Here is a 19,070-nt window from a genome sequence, read left to right as displayed (position 1 = left end):
CCTGGCTCTGCAGCACTTCTGCTTCGTGTAACTTGTTAATGATCTCCTCTGCAGTATACCGCTTCCGACTCATGACCTTCCTCCTTTTTTGATGACTTCCAATATACTATATTGGATCATCTTTTGGGGGGCAGGTCAGTTCCATGATGAACGATGTAACCATCACATCGTTTGGTTTGTCTTTGCTTCCTGTTCTTTTATAGTAGCTGTCGCTTCGTTCAAAAAACTGAACCGGCAATTTACTCGATACGGTGTCATATCTTTCATACATATCATTAACCGTATCCGCCACTTTTTCTTCGGGAAGAGGAGGCAAGTTCCCTTGATTCCACAAGCGGCACATCTCAATTGCCTCCTCCCTTACGATACCCCTTTTGATAAATGTACCGATCTGGCTCGCGAGCGTCGGTGTCCTATCACCTGGGTTCTTAGCCGATAGAAGTGCCCTGAAATGCTTTTTATTGGGCTGCCCAACTGACTCCCCACCCGACTTATTCGAACTAATACAGCGGCAATGTTCATTGAGATATAAATCCGGATCAAATGATAGAAAGCATGCCCTCGCTGGGTCATCGATATTGTCGGCCTCAACGCCATATCGTTCTTTCAAGGAGTGGCGCAGCTGTTGGCAGATTGCCCTGAATTCATCTTGATTTGATATTTCTCTATCGAGAGCAAAAACTACCTTGTAGCCATCACCGCTCGGGGAGATGAAGGAAATAAAGACTTGATCATCTTCTCGGAGCCGCGTTCCAATTTCCTCGAGCCTATCCTGGATATGGTCGATATCCATCACTGGAAAGCGGGTGTTCTTAAAGGACTTGTTTCCGCGGATCCCGTTCTGAAAGAGTGCGGTAGAAAAATAAGGCAGCAGCTTTTTCTTCAGCTCTTGTCTTTTTTCTATCGAAGGCTCAGAACGAATAATTGCAATGTTTTCTCGTAAATATTTAGACGTGCGGATTTGTTCAACAATCCAGCCTAAGGATTGAGTGGAGGTTTTTGTAATGCGGATATTGGTTGCGAACGATACTTCTATCGTGTCGAGCGCTCCAGACATGGTCTGGCTATTTAACTCAGCATTTAGTTCATCTTGCTGTCCTGAAGTTGTTTGTGTTAGGGTTTCCATTGTGTGTAGAGTGAATAAGACATTTTAAGTTTTTCAGAGAGTTGCCATAGCGAATTGGTGAAAATAGCGCTTCATCGGCATAATACTCTCGTACAAGCTCAAGGAGCCTGTCTGTTCGTTCAAACTCGAACGTCGTCAACCGGGCATCCCGCCAAAGGTTGTGGATCGGAATGCCAGAGGCTGACAAAAACGCGGTTAAATAAAAATCTTGCGTGGGATACGTATTCATATCGGGATTACCTCACGATGCTAGTCAATGTATCTTTATCTGCTTGTGCCCGGTGTTCTCTGCGGCGAATAGCATCCAATCTCATTTGCTTGATGTTAGAAGGGAGAAGCTTAATGATGTCATCGCGCTTCATTTCCAAAACGTAGAAATTTCGGACCCTTTCGACTAAGTCCCCGGGCATCCCAAGAAGCTCAAAATTTGAGAGCGTGTCTAATACCGCGCCTAAACCGTAGTAAATTGTGGAGTCAATGATTTCATCCGGATCATTCATGTCACCGCGGCTGATGTATTCAGAACTCACCTTGACTGCGTATGTAAGGGCGGTATCTGCTAGTGCTTTTAGATTCTCAACGATTTGGAGCCAATCGACTCCCTCCGGATCAATGACCCGCGATGATAATTTGTGCTCGGTGGCGAGCAATGTGTTCGTGTTCATAGTGATTTGTTTTCGTATTGAATTCCTGTCTGGAGCGACTATCCATGATTAAACAAATGGACAATTGCCCCAAACAAATAAAGAATTAAAGTTGGATTCTGCGTGGCTGAAGGTTTTTTCTGAGCCGATCGCGGGACGGTAGCCGAGCCACCGTTTCTAGAGGTTAGTCTATTGTAGAAAATTTCCGTGACAATTTCAAATGGAATTTTTTTTCAGCCTTACTCGTCCAGGAAATTTTTCGGTAAGGTACATGTAGAAATTTCCCCATTGATCAGTGTGCGAAACAGAAGGTGACAGCATGATCCTGGTTCATGGTTGAAATCATCTACCAATTTTGTTACATTAATAAGACATCAGCCAGGGTGGCTGTATACAGTCCTATAAATCGTGTAACAATTCTTTAACATAAAAGGGTCAAAATTGAGTACTTGTGTGATTTCAGAACAGACAGAAGTGCTCAAAACAATCTAGAATCGCAGCGCCAGTAGCTCAACTGGATAGAGCATCAGCCTACGAAGCTGAGGGTTAGGGGTTCGACTCCCTTCTGGCGCACAGATACCTCCATTGATCACCCCGTCGGCGACTCCTTGGTCACCGCTCGATGACTCAACAATTCGATGCCTCCACAAATCGTGGAGGCATTTTTATTTCTATCCAATCGAAATGACTGCCAGTTTTATACAACAGTCGTTACCAGAAAATTTTCTCCCTCTACCAGCTCCTGCCTCCTTTCGCAAAACGGAATTTCCATCTCTTGGCCGGGCGGTCGCTCGAGCCCGGACTTACCATCCGGGCTGTTGCTTTTCTATTTGATTAGCAGTAGTTTTGCACCAGAGATTCCGCGAGGGGGCCCTACCGGACAATCCCTCATACCATCATCTCCCGCGGGGTACGGTTTATCAAATCAATACCAAGCGCACGCCTGCGGCACAAAACCCAATCATCCTAAAAAGACCCACATTAATGACCTCATTTCCACACTAGTTAGTTACCATTCCCCGCTCAGTTGGAAAAAAAGGAGGAATCACTATGTTTACTCGACAAACTTTTTACTGCGCTCTTCTCGTCAATCTGTTATCGGGATCACTTTTGCAGCTGCGGGTTCAAGCGCAGCCGAGTCTGCCAGCAGGAGTACAGACGTACGTCCCGATTACGATCACGAATAATCAGACGACCGCCACGCGCGCAAACTTCCAGCAGATGCTCACCATTAATTGGACGACCTATGCTCAGGTTAACTCGGGGGTCACAAACGTGGAATTCTTCGATACAAGCGGCGCAATATTGATGGCGTGGTGCGAGTCTAACGCGTCGTCCGGCGACACATCATCGGTCGTGTGGGTAAACCTTGGCGCGGATACAATTTCAGGAGCAGGCGGCAAATTGACTATCTATATGGGCTTTCTCAGTACAGGCACGAACAACATGGGGAATTCTATTTCATCGGTGTGGGGGGAATATCCGACGGCCACCGGAACCTACGGGGAGTACGATAACGGTGCGAACGTGTTCAAAAATTACTGGAACTTTGCAGGGACATCTCTTCCAGGCGACTGGAATACCAGTCAAGTTGGCTCCGTGAACGTCAACGACGGGATTTCTTTCAAAAGCACCAGCGGAGGATACGACGTAGGGCAGTTCAAAGATACATTGATGATGACGCGGCCCTTGATCCTGGAGGCCTACGCATGTGTCTCAGGACCGTACCAGCAGCTCGGTCTGACGTTTGGCAAGCCGCTGGCCTCTGCGATCACCGCCGGCTATGGGGCATATTGGACCGTGTGGAACGGGACCGGCCCACGGCAGTATCTTATGGATTATTCGGGCAGCAATCAGTACGAACGGCAATTTACCTCGACTTATCCGTCCGTGCCGTCGTACGAGATCTGGGCGCTGGTGGTCGGTCTGGACTGCGACACCATCAAAGCCCAAATCAACTATGGGAACACACCGGCAACGGTATGGTGGGTGGACACCGAGAGGTACGATAGCTGCTATTTCGGAATCAGCGGGTTTTGGCCAGACAAAACGGTGTACGTCACTTGGGCGCGCGTCCGCACCTACCCGCCATCGGGTGTCATGCCGACGGTTGAGGTGAGCGATCGAAACTACCCCTTGCAGGCGACGGCGTTCAGAGCAACAGCGGAGGTCGGTTCTGTTACACTGACATGGGAAACGAAGTCTGAGGTTGATAATGCCGGATTCAAGATTCTGAGGAGGGACCCTGGCACTACATGTTTCAAGCTCATTTCTAGCTTCGTCAGCAACGGCAGCTTGAGAGGGCTTGGCACGAGCGCAAAAGGGAGACTCTATGCCTTCAAAGACAACAGCGTGACTACCGGTGCAACGTACCAGTACAAAGTTCAAAGCGTCTCGACGAGCGGAGAGGTAGAAGATCTGAACACTATGTCCGTGACCGTTGACGTTCCAAAAATCTATTCGCTCTACCAGAACGATCCGAACCCGTTCAATCCATCGACCAATATTTCGTATGACCTGCCGACTTCCACCCATGTGAAGCTTAGAATATTCGACGTCACCGGCCATGAAATAGCGACATTAGTCGACGGACAGAAGGAAGCAGGGAGCTATTCGGTCCAGTGGCACGCGTCAAATGTTGCGAGCGGTGTATATTTCTACAGGCTGGAAGCGGGCAATTTCGTGCAGACGAAGAAGTTGATGTTGTTGAAGTAAACGCTTTGTACCTGTTTGCTATTGTATCCGATTAGCAGTAGTTTTGCCGCAGAGATTCCGCGAGGGGACACTACCGTCTATCTCTCATACCATCATATACTGCAGGGGTGCAAGATAGTAATCGGAAACTAGCCCATACCTCCAATAGGCAAATTAGCCTTATTAGTCCGGAACATCCGACTTCATCATTTGGGAGGCCTCAATGAATACGTATTGCAAAACGATCTTATTATTTATTCTCCTTTTCGTGAACGGATGCGTAACCGTTCCATCACTTCGTGTTTCGCAACCTTGGGTGCGCTCTTTGAAATCAAATCAAGTGATCGACCCGACAAAAGCTGTCAAAATTGAAGTATCCGGGTCTACATCTCCGCTCCTGGGAAATGAACAATTGACCTCCGAACAGCTCAATTCTTCTCTAACTCATTTGATCACACGCCGCGGATTTACCGTTAATAGCCGTGCATATGACTATGTAGTAAAATTATCTTACAAGACCGACAGAAACGACAAGATGAGACTTTCTTCTACCGTCACGTCGGCACATTCTCAAGCGTACATGATTTCCACAACTGCGGGCGTTGGCACATCATCAGGGCTTGGGGTGAGCATAGCCAGAGCAATTGGCGCACTGGCGTCCCGTTCGTCAACCGTTGCCAGCCAATCCGCTGATCAAACCCCGTCATACACGCACACAATCGCGATCGAGCTCTCGAACAGAGATGGGGCAATATTGTGGAAAGGGGAATCTACCTGGGATTCAGAAGAACTGAATTTAATAAGCGGAATTATTCCGGCGTTGCAGTTGATTTTGAGCAACTTGCCCGCCGATAGAAGTGTGCGACCTGAGATTCCTGAAGTGAAAGAGACCCACGTAACCAATTACTATAGATTGGAGTGTGTCGATGTGTGGTTCACCTGTCCTGCATTGCCCTACAGAATTTTGTTCGCCGATTTTAGTTCGTCTTCGCCTTATCGGGGTGCCGTCCCAGACAGAGTCCTGAATCAAAATGCGTTTGCAACGTACGTTGACCTCATTCAAACATCAGAGTACGCCTTACCAGATGGAGACGAAAATGATTGGAAAGATCCTTTGGATGTGTCGTTATGGAAAAAAGTCACACTAGGAGGGCAATACCTTCTCGGACCTCAGAAAACACCAGTGAACATTATCATCGAACTAACGGGGCAGTCAGACGGCTATTATATCAATAGATGCAAAATCGCCACTGATACGGAATATTTAGTATTCAGTGCAAAACTAGCACGATGGCGTGAAATATTGACCAATTATTACGATTTCTATCAAAAATAAATCTGCCTGCGGCTCTGCAAATCGCAACCAGCCGTATTCTGTGGGGCAGCAACAATTACCACCTGAAAAAAATGAGAGGAATCCTTCCAGCCCTCTTAGGTCCTGCGGTTTGGATAACCAAATCGATCGTGTACATCGTTGTCTTTCGTCTTCGAAAGATCCCTGCTACGACGTTAAGCTGCTTCATAATTGCCGGAGCGCCGTATCTCTTAAGCATGATCCCCATTCCGCTCTTAGGTTTTTTATCCGTTCCCGTCGCAATCGGGTTGGCAGTGTATTTAACGATGCATTACACTCGTGTGGAACTCATTCCTGATGGGCTCTTTATCCCATTGAGCATAGAAGTCTTTTTCAGGATCAGTCTCTGGGGAATCCAGGAATTGAGCTCTCTTCAATGAATGGGTGGATGGATCTTGTTATTATCTTCGGCTGCACTGCAACCGGCCATCGACGAACTGGTCAGCGCGCATCAGTACTTCTGGGCTCACGTAAGCTTAATGTAACGAGGCGGTCATGACTTTTTTCAAACGCACTTTCTGCGTTGTGTTTGTTTATGCTTCATGCTGCTATTCCCAGATAACTCTTTCAGGCAGATTCGTTCAATTAGATGAGAGCAATTTCGACTCCGCGACCGTTGTCATAAAGGAACCAACCGGGGACACTGTTTATGCAAGAGCCTCGGCGTCGAAAGACGGTTCATTCTCCCTGAAAACGAGCAACTCCGGAATGCTTATGGCAGAATTCAGCCGTCCTCATTTTAGGAGTCTGAAAGCAGCTTTTCTTTCCGACCGCCCGGAACAAACAACCGTTGATGTCACTTTATGGGATAAATCTGGTCCGTTTGACAATTCAAATATTGTTTTCCATGATTCGTCATCGCTCCTCGCGAGATATGCCTTACTGCAGTTCAAAGGCAATTACCGTTTGAATGGACCGACTGCTGATTCAATCAGCTGGAAAGCTGTGACTCGGACCTTTGAAGAGGCACTTGCAACTGAAAAGGAACCTCTTCTTCGTCAGGAATTGATCCTTCAGTATGTTGAATCAAAATGGGCTGGATCCCCCAGCGCGTCGGAAGATAGTACCGAAAAAAAGTATTTGATTGAAATTCCGCCAACTTCTCCCGTGTGGGTATATCATTCCAACATTGCTCTCCTTTTGTCTAGAGGTAACCGTGAAGAGCCATATAAGTTGGCGAATGAAATCTTCGCTCATCATCCGAATATGTACTTTGTCAGGTATCTTTACAAATGTGCTCAAGGAAGATTTGGATTAAAAGCTAACGTCTCCTCACAATCAAACTGGGCATCAGGAGATCGCCCCTTCATCCCAACCGTCCGAGTGGGAGACCCGGTCCCTCATTTCGCCTTGCGTTCAATGGATGACACGTTGAAGATTTTCTCAGAGAGAAGCATGATGGGGCAAGTCTATTTGATCGATTTCTGGGCAACATGGTGTGGGTCTTGTGTTTTTGAGATTCCGTATCTCGAGAGAGCGTTTGAACGGTTTAAATCCCAAGGTTTTACGATCCTCAGCGTGTCGGACGATGATTCTGCAAGCACTGTGTTGAGGTATCGAAATCGCGAAGGAACAATGCACTGGGACAATGTGCTCGCAAGCAGTCAATCAAAAGAATCAATTATGTTGTCATTCGGAGTGTCCGGGATCCCGTTCCCTGTATTGGTCAGCGCGCAAGGAACGATTCTTGCACTGGGTGATGATTTGAAGGGCGAGAACCTTGAACGCACTCTCGATAAATTCATGCCCAACTAGATCATTGCTCATCGCTATATCTTAAAAAGGCGTGAGCGAACCGGCTCACCAGCGGTTCAGGCCCCGGGGGATTCTTTGGAACTGACAGAACCGATCATCAACGATTTGGTTACGCAACAGGAAAAAGTTATTGGGCAAAGAGCGATATCCGTCGACGGAACGGCAACGGCGGGAGAAGATCATCGGGCAATCTTCGATGCGTCACAATTTGCAAGCGGAATCTATTTCTCGCGTCTAGAATTTGGCGGGAGAACACAGATTAAGAAGTTGCTGCTGTTGAAGTAATAGATCTCCATCGGCTATCCAGAGCCCGGGCCATACCCAGGGTTTTTATTTGCGTTTGGCGGATGGAAAGGGTAGATTTGCCACAACGCCGGATGAGCAATCCGGTATCCGATCGCCGGTCAAGGGGAAGAATGTGAAGGCCGCAACTTTTCAGTGATCGTTGCCGTAGTGGATTTGAACAACTAAGCATGATTTCAACATTTTCCTTTCTTCAAGATATCGCGGTCCGTCCGCTCGCGGCGGCAGAAGTGCGCCGGCTCAATAAATCCGGAGTTCCGTTGGCCCGCACGCTCGCGACGTGCATTGATCAAGCGTTCCATGACCGATTGAGCGAAGCCGAGCAGCGGCTCATCGGCAGGATTCAATCGCGCCGCGCAATGCTGGAGCATTCAAACGAGCAGATCACAATAACCGACTATGGAGCGGGAAGAAAAACGAATGGAGGAGACGGCGCACACAGTATCGGCAATGTGGCAAGAAATTCGAGCAAACCGCATCAATGGGCGATGCAGCTCTTCAGGCTCATCCGCTCTTTTACCCCTCTGTCCTGTCTTGAGCTTGGCACTTGCCTTGGCATTTCCGGAATGTACGAGGCGGCAGCTCTCCAATTGAATGCAAAGGGAAAACTGGTCACGTTAGAAGGCGACGAATCGCTCGCGGAGATGGCCAGGCGGAACTTCTCGGAACTTGGCTTCACCAATGCCGAAGTCGTTCAGGGAAGGTTTCAGGATACGCTGGAAGCCGCCGCCAGGCGAATTTGTCCCATCGATTTTGTGTTCATCGACGGACATCATGCGGGGGAGTGGATGACGAAGTACTTTGAGATGGTATTCCCCTTTCTTTCATCGCATGCGCTGGTGTTGTTTGACGACATCCATTGGTCGAGGGATATGAAACGAGCCTGGGATGCGGTGAAGCGCGACCCGCGAATCCTTCTGAACTCGGACCTCTACCAGCTTGGAATTACCATCGTCAATAAGTCAACGCAGTGCACTTACGGCGGCGTGAATGCGGGATAAAAAATCAGGCCGTTCACATTAAAACAATATTAGAACGCTTATGACCGATGAGATGCAGATATCGCCAGCTTCCCCTTCATTGCTTCGCCGCATTTTCGTGGGCCCCGACAACATCCGCGCCGGCTGGAGCATCGCGATCTTCTTTCTTCTGATGGCGCTGTTCACAACGGTCTTCTTCTTCCCGACGAAGGTCCTCCTCGAACATTTCAAATTCCGCCTCGACGACTCGCAGCCACTCCCCGCCTGCGCGGCAGAGACAATGGCATTTCTCGGCGTGCTGGGCGCATCGATGGTCATGGCGCGCATCGAGCATAAGCCCCTTGTTTCGTACGGGCTGGAAGGAACAGGCCGGCTCAAAAATTTTCTTGTCGGATTTGTCTCTGGGTTCGCGGCGCTCTCCGTTCTCGTCGGAGCGCTGAAGCTCTCCGGCTTCCTTTCGTTCGACGGACAGAATATTTTCGGATGGCAGGCAATCATGTACGCCGTGGCCTGGCAGGCGGTCTTTTTCCTTGTCGGAATCTACGAAGAATACATGATGAGAGGATATATCCAATCGACGCTCTCCCGCGGCATCGGTTTCTGGTGGAGCGCGTTCATCCTTTCCGCGGCGTTCGGATGCTTACATTTGTCGAACAAAGGGGAGTCGTCGGTGGGCATCTTTTCGGCTGCCTTCGTCGGCTTCATTTTTTGCATCAGCCTCTGGTATCTGAAGAATCTCTGGTGGGCGATAGGGTTTCACGACGCATGGGATTGGGCACAGTCGTATTTCTGGGGGACGGCCGACAGCGGCAAAGTTTCAGCGGGACATTTGTTTTCCGTCCATCCGCAGGGCAGCGATCTTTGGAGCGGCGGCTCCACGGGCCCGGAAGGAAGTCTGATGATCCTCTTCCTTCTCCCTCTCATCGCCCTGCTCATGTGGGTGGCGTGGAGAAAAAGAACCAACAACGGAACGGAGATGCAGACAGCCCCATCGGCGTGATCGGGCCTGGCGCAGCGCTGTGGTTTTGTGGTTGACGGGTTCTCCTCGTTCAAGAGAATTCCATGAAAACTCTTCCCTCCTCCGGTTCGTCAACGGGAAAACGGCATTCCGGCTTCCTTCTTTCCAAGTGGTATCTCGATTGCATTGCGCACGACGGCACAACGTTCGTCGGTTATGCCGCACAGCTCCGGTGGAAATCGCTCTCCCTTCGATATTCGAGTTTCCTTATTCGCCGCGTTGACGGCAGCCTTCACTCTGCGACGTCGTTTCTTCAAGCTCCGCTGCCGCACCGGGAGGGGGCGGTCATTCACTGGTCCCCGCGGCCGTTGAAAACCGACGGAGAATGGAATTGTGTGCAGCCTTCTGTCGAGAGGGAATTGTACAAGAACCACGCCGGCAGCATAACATGGTCATGCTGCTCCCCGATGACTCGCACGCGCATCGCCGTGAACAAATCCACACTAACAGAGGGAATCGGCTATGCAGAGCGATTGACGATCTCCATCCCCCCATGGCAGCTTCCGATCGAACTGCTTCGATGGGGACGGTTTCATTCGGAAAATGATTCGCTCGTGTGGATCGACTGGCGCGGTCCGGTCTCTCAACGATTTCTGTTTCACAATAGCGAAGAGGTCGCCGCACCGTCGATTGCAGACCATGAAATTGAAGGGGCGAAAAACCTTCGCCTCTCTCTGAAACGAACGGCCGTTCTCCGCGACGGTCCGATCATCTCCGATACGCTCGCGATGATCCCGGGAGCAAAAAAGATCTTTCCGCATAGCATTCTGCAACTCTATGAATCCAAATGGTTAAGCAGGGGGGAAATGGTCTTCGACAATTCTTCGTGTGGTTCCGGATGGGCGATTCATGAGCTGGTGAGTTTCCGATGAACTCTTCATTTCAGGAGGCTGCCATGAAATTCCTGTACGGTTTTTTGTTCGCCGCTTTGCTTCCTCTCCTCCTTGTTCTTTGGGCTGCTGCGACGGAGCATTCTGTCCCTCTCAATATCATACAATCCGATACGCTTGGCACCGCACTTGCAGCGACGGGGTTACTGATGGTCTTTGTCGGGATGACTTCTCTTGTCGTGCATGGCAAAGGCCTCCCGATGAACGCATTCCCGCCGGCGGAATATGTCAATAGAGGAATCTACCGCCTTATTCCTCACCCGATCTACACCGGCTTTTGCATCTGCTGTTTCGGAACTGCCCTCCTTTGCCATTCGCAGAGCGGCTTCTGGCTGGTTTCTCCTCTTGCAACGCTCGGATGCGTTTCATTGGTGCAGGGGTATGAGAAACAGGATCTGTCGGCCCGATTCGGAAACCGGGTACAGAAAAGTTACATCTCCCTTCCTCTCAACGAAGAACGAAGACCGTTGCTGAGCGAACGTCTCTCGGTGTACATCCTCGTCCTCGTCCCATGGGTTCTCGCATACGAAGCGTTCGTCCTCCTGGGACCGCCTGCCGATGCGGTCACATCGTTTCTTCCTTTCGAGGCCAAACTACCGACGCTTCAATGGACCGAGTTGTTTTATGGCGGAACATATTTGTTCGTGGCGCTTCTCCCCATCATCGCGCGGTCGGCAAAAACGCTCAGAGAATTTTCCATTGCCGGGCTCGCTGCGACTACGGCCATGGTATTTTTCTTCATCTTTTTTCCGCTCACCGCTCCGCCGAGGGAATTTTCCTCCGATGGATTATTCGGCAGATTGCTTCTTCTTGAGCGGAACAACGATACGTGTGCGGCAGCATTTCCTTCATACCATGTCATATGGGCGATGATCGCGGCACGCGCATATTCATGCTCCTTTCCCCGTTTTAGATTTCTCTGGCGGACCCTGGCCGTTTTCATCGCGGCAAGTTGTCTGACGACCGGTATGCACTCGCTCGCCGATGTACTTGCCGGCGGCGCAGCGGGTTTTGTCTTTCTGAAATATCGGGAAGAATGGGAATGGATTCGTTCGCGCGCCGAGCAGCTTGCAAACTCGTGGAAGGATTGGCGCTTTGGAAATCTTCGCATCATCAATCACGGAGTGTACGCGGGCGTTGGAACGGGGCTTGGCGTTCTTCTCGCCGGGACCTTGCTCGGCCCCGATTCGCTCGGATACATTCTTCTTATTGTGGTCATCGGGCTTGTGACCTCCGGCCTCTGGGCTCAGGTCATTGAGGGATCTCCAAGTCTTTTGCGGCCGTACGGCTACTACGGCGGCGTGCTGGGAGCCATCATCGGGATCACTCTTGCCGGTCTGCTTGGCGGGAATGTCTGGGCATTGTTCGGCGCGTTTGCCGTTGCGGGGCCGATCATCCAGGCGTTCGGAAGATTACGCTGCCTCGTTCAGGGATGCTGCCATGGCCGGGAAGCGCCGGCCTCCGTCGGCATTCGCTACACGCATAAAATGTCCCGCGTCTGCCGTTTGTCGGATCTCTCCGGCGTTCCGCTTCACCCCACTCCCGTGTATTCTATTCTCTGGAACATCGGCGTTGAAATGATCCTTCTGAGGCTCTGGTTTCTGCATGCCGAGCCGTCGATGATCACCGGGCTTTATCTGATCCTTAATGGGTTGGGAAGGTTCGTGGAAGAAGCTTACCGCGGGGAACCGCAAACGCCGATCGTCGGGAAATTGCGTCTCTACCAAATCATGTCCATCCTCAGCGTGGCAACCGGAGCTATCTTTACGGCGATCCATTCAGCCCCGGTAACGTCTGGGCTCGCAATAAGAACGCCCGCCGTGATCGCCGCCGCGGTCATTGCGGCTGTTGTGTGGTTCGCTTTGGGAGTCGACTTTCCGAATTCGAGCAGGAGATTTGCACGGCTGGCGTAGCGGGAAAATGATTTTTTCTGAATTGAGATCTTCAATGCATCTATTTCTTGACGATGCGAAATCCGATGTAGATGCTGCGCACCGCGGGATCGTTGTCAAACCGGTTTGAGATCCGGCAGTACTTGTCCTTGTCGTGCCAGCAGCCCCCGCGGATCGCACCGGAATTTCCGCACCACTCCCATACGTTGCCGCTCATGTCATAGATGCCCAGCTCATTCGGCTGCTTGGATGCCACATCGTGTGTCTTAAGCACGGAATTGCCCGCATACCACGCTACGCCGTCCGGCTTGTTGTTTCCGCTGTAAACGAATCCGCCGCCTTTCTTTCCCCCTTGTGCGGCAAATTCCCATTCACGCTCATCCGGAAGTTGAATGTTCTCCCCTGTTTTCGCCGAGAGCCACGTGCAAAATGCGTGTGCGTCGGAAAGGTTGACATTGATCACCGGCCGCTTGCCCCGTCCCCAGCCGTTGTCGTCCGGCTTCGGATATCCCGATGCTTCGCAAAATTCATCGTACTGAGCAAAGGTGATTTCTGTTTTGGAAATACTAAAATCTCCCGTCGGTCCCCCTTGGACAAATACCCAGCCGATTGAATCCGTCCTCTCCACGGAGAGGGAATCTATCTTGACTCCTTTTTCAATCAGGCCATGTTTGACCGTATCCGTGCGAGCAGCTGTGGTTTTCGGGGGGCCGTCGGAATGCTGAGCCAAACAGGCGGTCTCCAGCAAAAGGATCGCAAGGAGAAGAAAATTCACGATCGGGTTTCTCATTCTGTATTCCTCTATGCTGGCGAAAATAGTAAACCACGAAGCTGCAGGAGCATTATACGATTTTTTTCTCTACCGATTGTCATCCGCAGCGATTATATTTATAAAGGAAACGATCTTTTTGAATTCAATACACTTTTTTTCGGGCGATCCAATGGCATTGAAAATTCATTCAGCAGCAGAAACTGAATTCGACCTTCTCTCACTCGGCGAATGCATGATCCGGCTCAGTCCTCCCGGTCATCAACGAATAGAGCTGGCTCCGTTCTTCGAAGCGTACGCGGGGGGAGGAGAATACAACGTGGCGTACGCCCTCGCACGTTATGGAATGCGGACGGGATGGATTTCGCGACTCGTCGATAATCCTCTCGGCGCGTTCATCAAAAACCACGCGCGCGCCAGCGGCATGGATATCAGCGAAGTCGTGTGGGTTCCGTATGACGGCTCTGGCCGTGCGGACCGCATCGGTTTGAACTTCACGGAAGTGGGGATCGGGGTCCGAGCCAGCGTCACGATGTACGACCGCGGACACACGGCGGTATCGCACATGAAGCCGGCCGACGTCGACTGGAAGCGCCTGTTCAGCCGCCGAAAAGCCCGGTGGTTCCACACCGGAGGCATCTTCACCGCCCTGAGCGACAGCTGCGCTGAGACGGCGTACGAGTCGATGAAGGCGGCTCATGATGCCGGCGCGATCGTAAGCTACGACCTGAACTTCCGCAGCAAGCTCTGGACGAGCAAAAAAGCGGTAGAAGTGACCAGAAGGCTCGTCCCCTGCATCGACGTCCTCATCGGGAACGAAGAAGATTTCCAGAAAGTCCTTGGCTTCGATGTCGAAGGAACCGACGAGCATTTGAAATCGCTCCCGATCGACGGCTATAAGAAGATGGTCAAGAAGGTCGTGGAGACCTATCCCAATGTGCAAGCGGTGGGAACGACGCTTCGCGAGGTTGTCAGCGGCCTCGTCAACAATTGGTCAGCCATCATGTACTACGACGGGGACTTTTACGAGTCCAGAAAGTTCTCAAACCTGGAGATCGAGGACCGGGTCGGAGGGGGGGACGGGTTCTGCAGCGGATTTGTCTACGGCCTCCTCCATAACATGTCTCCCCGGGAATGCGTCGAGATGGGGGCCGCCCACGGCGCCCTTCTGCAGAGCACCCGCGGCGACACGAGCATGGTCACGATGGAAGAGATCAGGCATGTGATGGGGGGCGGCAGCGCGAGGATCAAACGATAAGAAATGTCATCCCTCTTCCCATTCGATCTTCTTGACCAAAGGATTCTTATGACACGAAATGAAACGCTCTCTCAGATTCTCTCGACCGGAGTCATCGCAGTGATCAGAATGAAGGATGCGCGCCGCCTCGCCAAGGTGATCGGTGCGATCCAGGCCGGCGGGGTCAAATGCATCGAGATCACGATGACCGTCCCTGGCGCCGTGGAAATCATCTCCGACGTCGCGCGCAATGCTCCTTCGGATGTCATAGTGGGTGCAGGAACGGTCACCGAAAAAAGCGCAGCGCTCGATGTCATCAGAGCGGGGGCGAGGTTCGTCGTCGGCCCTGCGCTCAACCTGGACATCATCCAGGTATGCAAAGAGAAAGAGATCGTCTGCATGCCCGGATGTTTTTCTCCGACCGAAATTCTGGCCGGTTGGAACGCGGGGGCGGACGTCATTAAAGTCTTTCCGGCAACATCGCTCGGACCGAAATACTTCAGGGATCTTGCCGGCCCTTTCCCGCACATTCGATTGATGCCGACCGGCGGAGTGACGGTTGATAATGTCGGCGAATGGGTCGCGGCGGGAGTTGTCGCCGTCGGCATCGGCAGCGACCTTCTCGATAAGAAAGCGATCGAAGAAGAAAACTACTCGGCGCTCACCGAACGGGCAAAATGCCTGACGAAGAATTTTCGCGAAGCAAAAGCGAAGCATCAGTAAGCCGGGGGGCAATTTATTTCGCGTGACGACGGTCTTTTGCCAGACGCATTGATTCTCCCGGAGGTCCTTCGAGGTGCATCCGGACAGCGGCTCCATTGCTTCAGACCGGATAATTAATTGGCATTATTCTGATCAAAGCAGCAATACCGTCCCCCAACGGGTCGATGGAACCATGGGGTCGTTGACGATGCGTTCGCTCCCCCCGCGTACGCCGCGAAGGAGTCCTTTTGCAGAACAAGCCCCCAAAGGTCGCCGAATGACAGCGACTCCTTGAGGGAACGCGTCTGGCGATGCCATTCCTCAGGGAGAAGGGGCGAACTTTCAAAGCGGCCCGTCGCCTCTATGTTGCACAACTAATGAAAATTAGGCATATTGTCGGTTAGTCGGCACCAAGATCAGGGAGGGCATTCTCGGCACACTTTGCTGCATGAAATTCTAACGATAACTCAATAATTATTCAATGGCTTCTACCGCCCTTTCCGCTTTCCCCAACCTCACTGTTCGCATTGCGGCCCCAATGAAAAAAGCGTACGTCTACACCAAAGATTTTGTCGCCCGTTATCCTGCCGTGCTCGCGTCGTACTTCATCTATGGATATTATTTCATTTCGACGCTCGATTTTTACGTGGCCTTCAAGAAGAAGCATCTCGGGACCTCGGAAACGTTCTCCCATTTTGACACTCTCATTTGGATGTGGGTTCTCGCCTGGGCGCTGGTCCGGGTGATCGAGCTGCGCGAGAGACTTTCCACGAAGGAAAAAGAGAATCTTGCCCACCAGCACACCATCCAGCTAAAAGAGACTCAGATCAAAACGCTGAACGAGGTGGTGACCACGCTGAAGCACCGCATCAACAACCCGCTCGCAATCATCCTCGGCTACACGCGGCTCGCAAAGAAAAAATCAACGGACGACGACATTTCAAAGAAACTTGACGAGATCGAGGTCGCAGCCCAGCGCATCAACACCACGATGAAAGAGTTCTCCCTCGTGCGTGTGTATCAGACAATCGAGTCCCCGGTCGGAAGTCTTGTCGATACCGATCCGTCCTCATCCCCCGAAAAAAAGTAATATTTCCCGAAGCCTTCCATGACCGTTCATGAACGTTGGATGGAGCTTGCGTTGAAAGAAGCGCGGACCGCGTTTTCGAAGAACGAAGTTCCGGTGGGGGCTGTCGTTGTCCACGGGAACACGGTGATCGGCAAAGGCTACAATCAGATCGAAGCGATGAACGACCCGACCGCCCATGCGGAGATGATCGCGCTCACCGCGGCGGCGGCTAACCTGAATTCAAAATGGCTGAAAGGCTGCACGCTGTATGTGACGCTCGAGCCCTGTCCGATGTGCGCCGGGGCAGTCGTTCTTTCGAGGATTCCGACGGTGGTCTTCGGAAGTTACGACCCTAAAATGGGGGCATGCGGGACGCTGTTCGCCATCACCGACGACATACGGCTGAATCACCGGGTTCATACCATCGGAGGAGTGCTCGACGCGCAATGCGGGGAAATGCTGAAGGAGTTTTTCAGGAAGAAAAGAGGGAGCTGCAGGTCATGAGGAAATGCCCGCCCCCGTTCCGCTTTTGAGTTTTTCAGCCCGGTCTGCAAGCCGAAGCTGCTCGATGAGCTCATCGAGTTTCCCGTCGATGATTTCGGAAAGATTATAGAGGGTCAACCCAATGCGGTGGTCGGTGACCCTGTTCTGCGGGAAATTATAGGTACGGATCTTGTCGCTCCGGTCGCCGCTCTTGATCATCGACTTCCTCTGCGCGGCCGTCCCGGCGGTCTGCTCGCTCAATTTCGCTTCGTACAGTTTTGCCCGGAGCATTTTCATTGCCCGCTCGCGGTTCTGGAACTGCGAGCGTTCCTGCTGGCAGGCAACAATAACGCCGGTCGGCTTATGGGTGATGCGGACCGCCGTCTCGACCTTGTTCACGTTCTGGCCTCCTTTTCCCCCTGCACGGTAGGTGTCGATCTGCAGGTCGGCGGGGTTGATCTCGATCTCGACATCCTCGACAGTCGGGAGGACGACGACCGACGCCGCGGATGTGTGGACGCGTCCCTGCGCTTCTGTTTCCGGAACCCGCTGCACGCGGTGGACGCCGCTCTCAAATTTCATCATCCCGTAGGCATCATTCCCCTCAACGCTCAGAACGACTTCCTTGAACCCCCCTTTTTCCGTTTCATTCCAGTCGAGGGTTTCGACCTTCCATCCCTTCCGCTCCGCAAAGCGGGTGTACATCCGGTAGAGATCGGACGCGAACAGCGCCGCTTCCTCGCCGCCGGTGCCTCCGCGAATCTCCATGATCGTGTCTTTGCTGTCGTTCGGGTCTTTGGGAACAAGGAGCTGCTTCAACCGGTCCTCAACCGCGGCGAGTTTCGGCTGGAGTTCTGCCAGTTCGTTTTCGGCGAGGGATTTCAATTCTGCGTCCCCCCCCTGCTCGAGAATCTCCCTGCTTCCCTCGACGCTCGTGAGGAGCTTTCGGTATTCATCATACACTTTCACGATCTCCGAAAGCTCGCGGAATTCCTTGCCGAGCTCTTTGTTCCGTTCCTGATTTGAAATAACGGCAGGGTCGCTCAGCAAGCGAGTCACTTCAAGGTAACGTTCTTTGATCTTCTCTAATTTTTCCAGCATGGCAGCCGCGTTCTGTGGGGAATTAACCGATGACAACTGAAGGGGAAGAAACTCCGGCAGGAGCATTGTCCAGCCGAAGAGCCGCTTTGATCGCGCAGAGGGAGACCTCCATTTGAGTTTCGTCCGGTTCCTTTGTCGTAATTTTTTGCAGCCACAATCCGGGGGCGACCATGATCCTGCCGAGGGGTGTTGCCGCATGTTTCGCGGAGAATTTCAGGATTTCGTACGATATGCCGCCGACGACCGGGATGAACGGAATATGGGTCGCAAGCCGCACCGTGAGCGAGAGCGCGCCCGTCGTCATCAGGACGACGGAATCGAGAACGCTGAACAGGAGAATCGAAACAAGCATGACGAGAAGGACAAAACTTGTACCGCACCGCGGATGGAAGCGGGTGAATTTCATCGCGAAGGGAATTTCCAGCGGCGCATTCTGCTCGAACGTAAACACCGCCTTATGCTCGGCGCCGTGATACTGGAAAAGCCGGTAGACGTCCTTCATCAATGAGATAGAATACATGTACCCGACAAGTATGATGATGCGGAGCGCCCCGGCGATCAGGTTGAAGAGGAGGGGCTGCTGCTCGACGTTGAACATGAGCGTCGCGGCGTAGAGGGGGATGAAAAAGAAAACTCCGACGCCGAGCGCAAGGGCTGCAACCAGCGCGGCAACGAGAGAAAGCGCCGACTGATTTTTTACCGCGGTTTCACTTTCCGACGGATCCGATAGGGCTACTTCGGCGGAGTAATTGAGCGTTTTGATGCCGATATACATCATTTCGACCAATCCGACCGCGCCGCGGACGATGGGAAGTTTTAGGAGCGGGTACCGTTCGTTCCAGGAGTGGAACTCTTCTTTTTTCACGATGATCTTTCCGTCCGAACGGCGGACGGCGGTGGCGATCATCCCCTTTGCACGCATCATCACCCCCTCGATAACCGCCTGCCCTCCGACCTGCATCGGCTCATTCGGATCGAATGCCGGGTTGGTTGGTGTCCAGGCGTCGATGTTCTCTCTATCTTTCACGTAAAGCTCTCTCTCTTTTTTTGAAC

At 51.9% G+C, this 19,070-nt stretch carries 16 protein-coding genes and 1 tRNA gene; 12 read left to right on the top strand and 5 right to left on the bottom strand.

Going from position 1 to position 19,070, the window contains the following annotated elements; genetic code table 11:
• Positions 1–106: 106 nt before the first annotated feature.
• Positions 107–1,126: a BT4734/BF3469 family protein gene (locus VMF88_13265; GenBank protein HTY12024.1), complete on the bottom strand. Its 1,020-nt coding sequence runs from the start codon at positions 1,124–1,126 to the stop codon at positions 107–109.
• A 236-nt stretch (positions 1,127–1,362) separates the two neighbouring features.
• Positions 1,363–1,791 (bottom strand): hypothetical protein, encoded by a 429-nt coding sequence (locus tag VMF88_13260; GenBank protein ID HTY12023.1) that lies wholly within the window; start codon positions 1,789–1,791, stop codon positions 1,363–1,365.
• 478 nt (positions 1,792–2,269) lie between these two features.
• Between VMF88_13260 and VMF88_13255 the strand changes: the two genes are divergently transcribed.
• From VMF88_13255 to VMF88_13220, 8 genes are all read left to right on the top strand, one after another.
• A tRNA-Arg gene (locus VMF88_13255) sits at positions 2,270–2,343 on the top strand.
• Between the two features lie 477 nt (positions 2,344–2,820).
• Positions 2,821–4,485 carry a T9SS type A sorting domain-containing protein gene (locus VMF88_13250; GenBank protein ID HTY12022.1) on the top strand — a complete coding sequence of 555 codons (1,665 nt, stop codon included), beginning with the start codon at positions 2,821–2,823 and terminating at the stop codon, positions 4,483–4,485.
• 202 nt (positions 4,486–4,687) lie between these two features.
• Positions 4,688–5,800, top strand: a complete 1,113-nt coding sequence (locus tag VMF88_13245; GenBank protein HTY12021.1) for a hypothetical protein — start codon at positions 4,688–4,690, stop codon at positions 5,798–5,800.
• A 732-nt stretch (positions 5,801–6,532) separates the two neighbouring features.
• Positions 6,533–7,573, top strand: coding sequence for a thioredoxin-like domain-containing protein (locus VMF88_13240; GenBank protein ID HTY12020.1), 1,041 nt, complete (start codon positions 6,533–6,535; stop codon positions 7,571–7,573).
• Between the two features lie 473 nt (positions 7,574–8,046).
• On the top strand, positions 8,047–8,877 hold the full coding sequence (locus tag VMF88_13235; GenBank protein ID HTY12019.1) for a class I SAM-dependent methyltransferase: 831 nt from the start codon (positions 8,047–8,049) through the stop codon (positions 8,875–8,877).
• 40 nt (positions 8,878–8,917) lie between these two features.
• Positions 8,918–9,856: a type II CAAX endopeptidase family protein gene (locus VMF88_13230; GenBank protein HTY12018.1), complete on the top strand. Its 939-nt coding sequence runs from the start codon at positions 8,918–8,920 to the stop codon at positions 9,854–9,856.
• A 62-nt stretch (positions 9,857–9,918) separates the two neighbouring features.
• Positions 9,919–10,746: a hypothetical protein gene (locus VMF88_13225; protein ID HTY12017.1), complete on the top strand. Its 828-nt coding sequence runs from the start codon at positions 9,919–9,921 to the stop codon at positions 10,744–10,746.
• 23 nt (positions 10,747–10,769) lie between these two features.
• Positions 10,770–12,677, top strand: a complete 1,908-nt coding sequence (locus VMF88_13220) for a prolipoprotein diacylglyceryl transferase family protein (protein HTY12016.1) — start codon at positions 10,770–10,772, stop codon at positions 12,675–12,677.
• A 40-nt stretch (positions 12,678–12,717) separates the two neighbouring features.
• Here VMF88_13220 and VMF88_13215 read toward each other — a convergent pair whose 3' ends face one another.
• A complete protein-coding gene (locus VMF88_13215; protein ID HTY12015.1) occupies positions 12,718–13,446 on the bottom strand; it encodes a formylglycine-generating enzyme family protein in 729 nt (242 codons plus the stop codon).
• A gap of 151 nt (positions 13,447–13,597) precedes the next feature.
• On the opposite strand from VMF88_13215, the gene VMF88_13210 reads away from it, so the two are divergent.
• The 4 genes from VMF88_13210 (at position 13,598) to tadA (ending at position 16,937) form a co-directional block, all read left to right on the top strand.
• The gene (locus VMF88_13210) at positions 13,598–14,683 is read left to right on the top strand and encodes a sugar kinase (protein HTY12014.1); all 1,086 of its coding nucleotides are present in this window, start codon (positions 13,598–13,600) and stop codon (positions 14,681–14,683) included.
• Between the two features lie 48 nt (positions 14,684–14,731).
• Complete coding sequence (locus tag VMF88_13205) at positions 14,732–15,385, top strand: bifunctional 4-hydroxy-2-oxoglutarate aldolase/2-dehydro-3-deoxy-phosphogluconate aldolase (GenBank protein HTY12013.1); 654 nt, start codon at positions 14,732–14,734, stop codon at positions 15,383–15,385.
• 517 nt (positions 15,386–15,902) lie between these two features.
• On the top strand, positions 15,903–16,454 hold the full coding sequence (locus VMF88_13200) for a histidine kinase dimerization/phospho-acceptor domain-containing protein (protein ID HTY12012.1): 552 nt from the start codon (positions 15,903–15,905) through the stop codon (positions 16,452–16,454).
• A gap of 18 nt (positions 16,455–16,472) precedes the next feature.
• Complete coding sequence (gene tadA / locus VMF88_13195) at positions 16,473–16,937, top strand: tRNA adenosine(34) deaminase TadA (GenBank protein HTY12011.1); 465 nt, start codon at positions 16,473–16,475, stop codon at positions 16,935–16,937.
• Here the strand turns inward: tadA and prfA are convergent.
• Entirely contained in the window at positions 16,932–18,017 is a 1,086-nt protein-coding gene (gene prfA / locus VMF88_13190; protein ID HTY12010.1) for a peptide chain release factor 1, read from the bottom strand. The two genes, tadA and prfA, sit on opposite strands and share 6 nt — an antisense overlap.
• 22 nt (positions 18,018–18,039) lie before the next feature.
• Positions 18,040–19,044 (bottom strand): DUF1385 domain-containing protein, encoded by a 1,005-nt coding sequence (locus tag VMF88_13185; GenBank protein ID HTY12009.1) that lies wholly within the window; start codon positions 19,042–19,044, stop codon positions 18,040–18,042.
• Positions 19,045–19,070 lie beyond the last annotated feature (26 nt).

Source organism: Bacteroidota bacterium, assembly GCA_035506275.1.
Classification (GTDB): Bacteria; Bacteroidota; Ignavibacteria; order UBA10030; family UBA8401; genus JAGVPT01.
The sequence above is the reverse complement of the archived record's forward strand: the minus strand, read 5'-3'. Positions and strand labels throughout refer to the sequence as shown.

Excerpts from the sequence above, each read along its gene's own strand:
- VMF88_13235 (HTY12019.1), top strand. The coding sequence starts at position 8,047 with ATGATTTCAACATTTTCCTTTCTTCAAGATATCGCGGTCCGTCCGCTC.
- VMF88_13200 (HTY12012.1), top strand. The coding sequence starts at position 15,903 with ATGAAAAAAGCGTACGTCTACACCAAAGATTTTGTCGCCCGTTATCCT.
- VMF88_13260 (HTY12023.1), bottom strand. The coding sequence starts at position 1,791 with ATGAACACGAACACATTGCTCGCCACCGAGCACAAATTATCATCGCGG.
- VMF88_13205 (HTY12013.1), top strand. The coding sequence starts at position 14,732 with ATGACACGAAATGAAACGCTCTCTCAGATTCTCTCGACCGGAGTCATC.
- VMF88_13210 (HTY12014.1), top strand. The coding sequence starts at position 13,598 with ATGGCATTGAAAATTCATTCAGCAGCAGAAACTGAATTCGACCTTCTC.
- VMF88_13225 (HTY12017.1), top strand. The coding sequence starts at position 9,919 with ATGAAAACTCTTCCCTCCTCCGGTTCGTCAACGGGAAAACGGCATTCC.
- prfA (HTY12010.1), bottom strand. The coding sequence starts at position 18,017 with ATGCTGGAAAAATTAGAGAAGATCAAAGAACGTTACCTTGAAGTGACT.
- VMF88_13220 (HTY12016.1), top strand. The coding sequence starts at position 10,770 with ATGAAATTCCTGTACGGTTTTTTGTTCGCCGCTTTGCTTCCTCTCCTC.
- tadA (HTY12011.1), top strand. The coding sequence starts at position 16,473 with ATGACCGTTCATGAACGTTGGATGGAGCTTGCGTTGAAAGAAGCGCGG.
- VMF88_13240 (HTY12020.1), top strand. The coding sequence starts at position 6,533 with ATGGCAGAATTCAGCCGTCCTCATTTTAGGAGTCTGAAAGCAGCTTTT.
- VMF88_13215 (HTY12015.1), bottom strand. The coding sequence starts at position 13,446 with ATGAGAAACCCGATCGTGAATTTTCTTCTCCTTGCGATCCTTTTGCTG.
- VMF88_13250 (HTY12022.1), top strand. The coding sequence starts at position 2,821 with ATGTTTACTCGACAAACTTTTTACTGCGCTCTTCTCGTCAATCTGTTA.
- VMF88_13265 (HTY12024.1), bottom strand. The coding sequence starts at position 1,126 with ATGGAAACCCTAACACAAACAACTTCAGGACAGCAAGATGAACTAAAT.
- VMF88_13230 (HTY12018.1), top strand. The coding sequence starts at position 8,918 with ATGACCGATGAGATGCAGATATCGCCAGCTTCCCCTTCATTGCTTCGC.
- VMF88_13245 (HTY12021.1), top strand. The coding sequence starts at position 4,688 with ATGAATACGTATTGCAAAACGATCTTATTATTTATTCTCCTTTTCGTG.